6 protein-coding genes are annotated in these 7,253 nt (G+C 68.4%); 3 read left to right on the plus strand and 3 right to left on the minus strand.

All coding sequences use genetic code 11. From position 1 onward, the window contains the following. Nucleotides 1–9 precede the first annotated feature (9 nt). Both DQ229_RS15600 and DQ229_RS15605 read right to left on the minus strand, forming a co-directional pair. Complete coding sequence (locus DQ229_RS15600) at nt 10–1,290, minus strand: Wzz/FepE/Etk N-terminal domain-containing protein (RefSeq protein WP_114967194.1); 1,281 nt, start codon at nt 1,288–1,290, stop codon at nt 10–12. 58 nt (nt 1,291–1,348) lie between these two features. After that, a complete protein-coding gene (locus DQ229_RS15605; protein ID WP_155326540.1) occupies nt 1,349–2,206 on the minus strand; it encodes a CpsD/CapB family tyrosine-protein kinase in 858 nt (285 codons plus the stop codon). A gap of 212 nt (nt 2,207–2,418) precedes the next feature. On the opposite strand from DQ229_RS15605, the gene serS reads away from it, so the two are divergent. The 3 genes from serS (at nt 2,419) to DQ229_RS15620 (ending at nt 5,996) form a co-directional block, all read left to right on the plus strand. Beyond that, nucleotides 2,419–3,711, plus strand: coding sequence for a serine--tRNA ligase (gene serS, locus DQ229_RS15610; protein ID WP_114967196.1), 1,293 nt, complete (start codon nt 2,419–2,421; stop codon nt 3,709–3,711). Next, entirely contained in the window at nt 3,704–4,477 is a 774-nt protein-coding gene (locus DQ229_RS15615) for a hypothetical protein (RefSeq protein ID WP_238381146.1), read from the plus strand. The genes serS and DQ229_RS15615 overlap by 8 nt, the downstream gene beginning before the upstream one ends. A gap of 202 nt (nt 4,478–4,679) precedes the next feature. Next, nucleotides 4,680–5,996, plus strand: a complete 1,317-nt coding sequence (locus tag DQ229_RS15620) for a DUF3422 family protein (RefSeq protein WP_114967197.1) — start codon at nt 4,680–4,682, stop codon at nt 5,994–5,996. On the opposite strand, the gene DQ229_RS15625 is transcribed toward DQ229_RS15620, so the two are convergent. Continuing rightward, nucleotides 5,956–6,975 carry a YeeE/YedE family protein gene (locus tag DQ229_RS15625; RefSeq protein ID WP_114967202.1) on the minus strand — a complete coding sequence of 340 codons (1,020 nt, stop codon included), beginning with the start codon at nt 6,973–6,975 and terminating at the stop codon, nt 5,956–5,958. The genes DQ229_RS15620 and DQ229_RS15625 overlap by 41 nt on opposite strands. Nucleotides 6,976–7,253 lie beyond the last annotated feature (278 nt).

Below are 7,253 nucleotides of genomic sequence, written 5' to 3' on the forward strand. Positions count from 1 at the left end.
TATGCCCGTTCAGGCGCCGCGCACCAGGGCAAGCCCGACCATGATCAGCAGCGCAAGCGCAACGACCACCAGCCCGAGAATGCGCATCAATGTCTGCTGGCGGCGTTCCGACGGGGTCATGACATAGGGGATCGTCACCACCGGGCGCAGCTCGAGCTGGCGCTGCATCTGCCCGGCGCTGCGGATGACCGGCTTCATCACCTCGAGCATGAAGGCCAGAAACACCCCGGCCCCCGCACTGGCAAGCACCCCGGCCATTGCCAGCTTCCGGCGGCTGGCGCCTTCGGGCAAATCCGCCGGCACGGCATGTTCGAGGATCTGGAACGCTTCGCCCTGCTGTTCCAGAACGAGGCGCTGCTGGATCTCGGCCTCTGCGCGGCGCTGGGTAATCACACTGCTCTGGTCCCGAAGCTGCTGCAGCCGCCGCTCGTAGGAGTTGAGCGCACGCTCGGCCTCGGGGGTCTGCCGGACCGAGGCTTCAAGCACCGCGATCCGCCCGGCCAGCAGCTCGTGCTGGGCGGCAACCTCGGAAATCTCGTCGTCAAGCTGTGCCTGCGCACGCTGCTCGACCGCCCGTAAAGGGTCCAGCGCCGCGCGCTCGCGCTCAAGGGCTGCAAGCTCACGCTCAAGCTCAAGCGCGGCGTCCTCCAGCTGCGTCAACTCGTTGCGCCTGAAGGCCAGGCTGTCGGGTAGCAGCGCCTGATTCTCGGTCTTGAAGGCGGCAATCTCGCTTTCGAGCGCCTCGATCTCGTCGAGCAGTCGCTGCTCTTCCGCGATGAAGAACGCAAGCGTCGCCTCGGTGCGCTCGCCCTGGCCACGGGCGCCAAGCTCGGTCACGCCGGCGGCAAGGTCATTGGCCACCGCGGCGGCAAGCTCGGGCGTGTCGAGCCCGACAGTGACAAGCAACACCGAAACGCCATTGGTGCCGGGGGCCGCGATGCTTTCGATGCGGGTCGCCTCGCGCAGTTTCGCGACCTTTTGCGTCGGGGTCAGCGTGGAGGCTCCCGCAAACAGGCCGTACTCATCGATCATGGCAAGAAGATTGTCGCGCACCATCAGCTGCTGTTCGATCAATTGCAGGCGGCGCGCGGCGCTGTCCCCGTCAGGGGCCGCCTGTTCAGACACGGCCGCCTGTTCGACCTGGATCACGGCAGACGATTCATAGACGCGCGGTAGCTGCAGCGCCACATACCCCGAAAGCACCATGCCGACGGTCGCGACCAGCGCAATCACCCAACCGCGCCGGCGCAACATGCCGCGCAGTTCCTCGAGGGTCTGAATCGGGCCCATCGCTCAGTCCCCCTGCCGCGCGCTCAAGTCATGCCGTCGCGCGGAGCTGCGGAAGATTTCAGCCCGCTGCCTGCTCGTCATGGTCTGCCCTCTCGCCCGTTTCGGCCTGGTTCAACACCACGCCGAGAAACGGCACCTCCCCCTCGAAAAGTGCCTTGCATTCGGAAATCTGCGCGGCCGTGCTGCTTTGGGCATCCGCCACCAGCAGGATACAGTCCACATGCGACAGAAACGCCAACGCATCGCCATTGCCCAACAGCGGCGGCAGATCGCACAGAACCACATCGGGGGCGAGTGTTTTCTGCATTGCCGCCAGGGTACGCCCGGCCTCGGGGCGCAGCAGGCAGGTGCTGCGATCCGGCTCGGAGCGCAGGTTCAGCCCCAGCGCGAGGTTACACCCCGAACGCTGCAAATACTCGGCCATCGGCACCTCGCCCGACAGCCAGTCGGCCATGCTGCCCGCCGGGCGCATCCCCAGCGAGGCCCCAAGCGACGGCGCGCGCAAATCGAGATCAAGCGCCACGGTGCGGCAGCCTTCGACGCGCGAAAGGCTCAGCCCCAGGCTCGCGGTGATGAAACTCGTCCCCGACCCGGCGGTGGGTGCGGCAATCGCTACCCGGTGCCAGCCATGCGCGCGCAGGGTCTGAAGCATCCGCATGCGCAGCATGTCGAAAGCGCGCGACGCCCCCGGATCGCGCCGCGCCGCCATCAGCCGCTGCTGGCGCAGATTCGGCGGCAGCACCATCGCCGAACGCAGCGCCTCCCAGGCGGCGGCCTGTGGATCAACCGCGTTGAGATCCGGCGCAAGATCGTCCCACGCCGACGTATGACCTTGATTTCGAGTATATTCCAGCGTTTGCGGCCGCCGATTGAGCGCCGTTTCCAACGCCTCGGTATTGGTCGCCACCATTGCCATTTTGCCCTCGTTTTCTCGCGGCTGCACCCGGCGAGCGCGCTATGTCCTATTTCAATCCAATCAGGGATGGCAGCGAATTGTGGGCAAATCTTGGTGAAGAGCGAGCAATCTCGTGAACTTTGCCATTTTCATGTCAGCGCGCCCTGCCGCCTTCACCTATCTGCACGAATGGGCTAACACCTGCGCCAGATTGACGACAACCGGGACAGATCATGCACGACATACGCGCCATCCGTGAAAATCCTGCCGATTTCGATGCCGCGCTGGCCCGGCGCGGGCTTGATCCGGTCTCACCTGCGGTGCTCGATATCGACACGGCCCGTCGCACATGCATCCAATCGGCCGAAGAGGCAAAAGCCGCGCAAAATGCGGCATCCCGCGAGGTGGGCGCGGCAAAAGCCCGCGGCGACGAGGCCGAGTTCGAACGCCTGCGCGCGCTGGTGGCCGCGAAGAAGGCCGATATCGCCCGGCTGGAGGAAGAAGCCCGCGCCCAGGACGCGCGGCTGCGCGATCTGTTGTTGACCATCCCCAATCTGCCGCTTGCCGATGTGCCCGATGGCGCCGACGAGGCCGAGAATGTGGAGCTTTACCGCCGCGGCGCCCCGCCCGCCTTCGATTTCACCCCCAGGGAGCATTTCGAGATCGCCGGCGTCGCCGCCGGCATGGATTTCGAAACCGCGGCCAAGCTGTCGGGTGCGCGCTTCGTGGTGCTTTCGGGCGTGGTGGCGCGCATCCACCGGGCGCTCGCGCAGTTCATGCTCGATGTCCACACCACCGAGAACGGCCTGCAGGAAACCTGGACCCCGGTGCTGGTGCGCGACGAGATGATGCTGGGCACGGGGCAGCTGCCCAAATTCGGCGAAGACAGCTATCGCACCACCAACGGCTGGTGGCTGGTGCCCACCGCCGAGGTCACGCTGACCAACATCGTCGCCGGCGAGATTGTCGAGGCCGCCACCCTGCCGCGGCGCTACGTGGCGCATACGCAATGTTTCCGCTCCGAAGCGGGCAGCGCCGGCAAGGACACCCGCGGCATGTTGCGCCAGCACCAGTTCGAAAAGGTCGAGATGGTCTCGATCACCGCGCCCGGCGACAGCGCCGCCGAACATGCCCGCATGACCGCCTGCGCCGAAGGCATCCTCGAGCGGCTGGGCCTGGCCTGGCGCACCGTGGTGCTGTGCACCGGCGACATGGGCTTCGGCGCGCAAAAGACCCACGATATCGAGGTCTGGCTGCCGGGGCAGAACAGCTACCGCGAGATTTCCAGCGTCTCGACCTGCGGCGATTTCCAGGCGCGGCGGATGAATGCGCGCTTCCGGCCCGAGGGCGGCGGCAAGCCCGAATTCGTCCATACGCTCAACGGCTCGGGCCTTGCGGTGGGCCGCTGCCTGATCGCGGTGCTGGAAAACGGCCAGCGCGCCGATGGCTCGGTCCTTTTGCCCGAGGCCCTGCATCCCTATCTTGGGGGCAGGACAACCCTGACCCCGGAGGGCCAACTTGCCTGAGCATGACAGCGTGACCCGCGACCTGCGCCGCAGCCCCGGCGATCGCCGCATGAAGGCGATTCTCGTGCTGGTGGCCACGCTGGCCTTCGTGGCCTCACCCTATTTCAGCGCAGGCTTCTCCGGCTTCGACCCCGAAGCCTTCCCGATCCCGCAAATCTCTCCACCGATCCAGCCGGCAGGCTACGCCTTCGCGATCTGGGGGCTGATCTACCTGTGGCTGATCCTGCACGCAGGCTTCGGCCTGCTGCGCCGCGCCGACGATCCGGCATGGGACGCCGGGCGCTGGCCGCTTTTCGTCAGCCTCGGGGTTGGCAGCGGCTGGATCGCGGTGGCCAACACCGATCCGGTCTGGGCCACGATGCTGATCTGGGTGATGCTGCTGGGCGCCCTTGCTGCGCTTTTCCTCACGCCGGCCCGCCCCCCCGCGCGCGACCGCTGGCTTGCGCAGGCACCGCTGGCGATCTACGCAGGCTGGCTCTCGGCAGCCTCCTGGGTCTCTGTCGGCCTTCTGCTGGCAGGCTACGGGCTGACCGGAGAACGCGCCGCCGCGCTCGTGGTCCTGCCGCTCGCAGTGGGCTTTACCCTGGTCATCCAGGCCCGCCTGCCCCGCGCCCCGGAATACGGGCTCACGGTGATCTGGGCGCTGGCCGCCATCGCCCAGGCCAATCTCGGCACCGACCTGCTGCTCGCGGCGCTGGCCAGCCTCGGCGCGCTCGCCATCGCGGCGCTGCTCATGCGCAGCCTCCGCCCGGCAAGTGGCGCCTGAGCCGGCAGCGGCGCGCAGCCTGTCCCTTCTTCTTGGCACAAGTATCCTCGCCGAAGGCATCCGACACCCGCCAGGCGCGACCGGTCGAAAGCTGTTGCGCAACGCGCGCAACCTGCCCGCGACTTCCCCGCACCTGGCATTTTCGCGTGTATCCGCAATCGGGCCCGGCTAGCCTGTCCAGCATGACCGCCGTGAGGAGCAGATGAGCCCGATCCCCGACCACCCGATGCGCTATGCGCTCACCAACGAGTTGCACGCCCGCCCCATCCCCCAGGTCGAGGTGCCGGGCCATGCCTTGTTGCTGGCCGTCAAACCCGCCGAGAACGCCGTCGCCCGCGACCGCGAGGCTGACCGCGCGCATCTCATCGATCTGCTCGACCGGTTCGGCAGCACCCACCCCACACCGGGCGCCATTCACCACGCCACCGAACTGGGGCGCAACCGCCTGAAATGGGAAAGCCACACCGAGTTCGTCACCTATACCGCGATCATCCCCGGCCGCCCCGACCGCGCCTTCGACCCCGCGCTGTTCGAGGTCTTCCCGGAAGACTGGCTGGCGCGGGCGCCGGGGGCGCGGATCACCTCGATCCTGCTGCGAATCGATTACATCCCCGAGGACGAAGCCGCCATCGCCCCCTTGCTGGGGGAGTGGTTCGTCGAGGAAAGCGTGGCCTGTTCCAGCGTGCTCGACGGCGTCGCCATCGCGGCCAGCGATTTCCGCATCGATCCGGCCGGGCATATCCGCATGGCGCTCTTCGTGCGCAAGGGGACGGGGCCGCGCCGGGTCGGGCGAATCGTGCAGCGCCTGTGCGAGATCGAGATCTACAAGAGCATGTCGATGCTGGGGCTGGCGCGGGCGCGGCGTCTGGCGCCCGAGATGGGCGCGCTGGATCAGGAACTCTCGCGCCTTGCCGCCACCCTGAACGATGACGGCCAGCGCCCCGAAGCAACACTGGAGAAACTGCTCGACATCTCGGCCCAGCTCGAGACGCTCGAATTGCATTCCTCGTTCCGTTTCGGCGCGACGGGGGCCTATGAGGCGCTGGTGCAAAGCCGCATCGCGGTGCTGCGCGAGGAGCGTTTCGAGGGCCGGCAGACGCTGGCCGAATTCATGATGCGGCGCTACGACCCGGCCATGCGCACCGTGAAAAGCGCCGAGACACGGCTGCACGCGCTCTCGGAGCGCGCCATGCGCGCGGGCAACCTGCTGGGCACGCGGGTCAATGTGGACCGCGCGCGCCAGAACCAGAAGCTGCTCGAAAGCATGGACCGCCGCGCGGCCATGCAACTGCATCTGCAACGCACGGTCGAGGGGCTTTCGACGGTGGCGATCAGCTATTACGCGGTGAACCTCGCGGCCAACATCGTGCTGCCGGCGGCCGAGCCGCTGGGCCTGGGCAAACCGGCCTTGCTGGCGCTGCTTACGCCGCCGGTGGTGCTGGCGGTGTGGCTGCTGATCCGGCGCATTCGCGCGCGCATCACCGCACCAGGCGGGCCGTCAGCCAGCCCCCGGCAATGATCGCGCCGAGCGCCACGATCGCCGATATTCCCAGCGTCGAAACCCCCGTCAGCCCGGCACCCACCGTGCAGCCGCCGGCGGTAGCGCCGCCAAAGCCCATCAGCGCCCCGCCCAGCAGGTAGCGCCCCGTGTCGCGCGGCGATGCAAAGCTTTGCCAGCGAAACCGCCCGGTCAGCACGGCGGCCAGCAGGCTGCCCATCAAGACCCCCGCCGTCAGCCCCGCGCCGAAGCCCGCGTTCACCGCCGAGGAGGCCAGCACGAAAAACAGCGAATCCGCCCAGGGGCCGATCAGTGACAGGCTCTCGAACGGGATCGGGTCGAAATCGTCCTGCAACACCAGCCCGGTGCCGACCCAGGCGGCAGGCACCGTCAGCCCCAGCCCGACGCCCATGGCCTGCTGCGCCAACGGCAGCCGCAACCGCCGCGCCAGCACCAGCGCGGCCAGCACAAGCGCCGCCACCCACAGCCAGCCCGGCCCCGGCAGGGTGCCCGCCCCGGCCCCTTCCAGCCGCAGGGTCAGCCCGCTCAGCCACAGCCGCGCGGGCGCCAGCACACCGCGCAGGCTGGCCATCGCCACCACCGCCAGCACCAGCACCACCAGCACCGCGCGCAGGTTGCCGGTGCCCGCCAGCACCGTCAGCCGCGACGAACAGCCGCGCGCCAGCACCATGCCCACGCCAAACAGCCCGCCGCCCGCCACCAGCGCGCCCAGCGGCAGCACCGGCGTGACGAAGCGATGCCCGGCAAAATCGATCAGCCCGGCCCAGACCGCAGCCTGCGTGCCGGTCACCGCCGCGGCCAGCACCACCAGCCACAGCGCCGCCGCCGGGAGGCGCTCGCCCGCGCTGCCCGCCACCGCGCGGCGCAGGCAAAAGCCGGTGATCAGCGCCAGCGCCCCGAAAACAAGGCCCACGGCCGCGCCCAGAATCACGCTGGCGCCCCGCGGCCCGACGATTTCGATGCCGAGGCTTTCGAACATGCTTTCCTCCTCAGTTACGGCCACGCGCGGCCCGCTGCCCCTTTCCCGATGAGATGCCCCCCACCGGCGCGAATGTCCATGCCCGGTCACGCGCCGCAGCAGGCGCCGCGCCAGATGGCGCAAGGCGCGATTTTGTGCCGCGAACGCGCTTGACGCCACCGGCCCATCCGCCTAGATACGGTCGCACGCTCGGGCATCGCCTGGGCAGGAAGATGTGCGGTTGTAGCTCAGTTGGTTAGAGTACCGGCCTGTCACGCCGGGGGTCGCGGGTTCGAGCC

It is taken from the genome of Alkalilacustris brevis (assembly GCF_003350345.1).
GTDB classification, from domain to species: domain Bacteria; phylum Pseudomonadota; class Alphaproteobacteria; order Rhodobacterales; family Rhodobacteraceae; genus Alkalilacustris; species Alkalilacustris brevis.

Excerpts from the sequence above, each read along its gene's own strand:
- DQ229_RS15620 (WP_114967197.1), top strand. The coding sequence starts at position 4,680 with ATGAGCCCGATCCCCGACCACCCGATGCGCTATGCGCTCACCAACGAG.
- DQ229_RS15600 (WP_114967194.1), bottom strand. The coding sequence starts at position 1,290 with ATGGGCCCGATTCAGACCCTCGAGGAACTGCGCGGCATGTTGCGCCGG.
- DQ229_RS15625 (WP_114967202.1), bottom strand. The coding sequence starts at position 6,975 with ATGTTCGAAAGCCTCGGCATCGAAATCGTCGGGCCGCGGGGCGCCAGC.
- DQ229_RS15605 (WP_155326540.1), bottom strand. The coding sequence starts at position 2,206 with ATGGCAATGGTGGCGACCAATACCGAGGCGTTGGAAACGGCGCTCAAT.
- serS (WP_114967196.1), top strand. The coding sequence starts at position 2,419 with ATGCACGACATACGCGCCATCCGTGAAAATCCTGCCGATTTCGATGCC.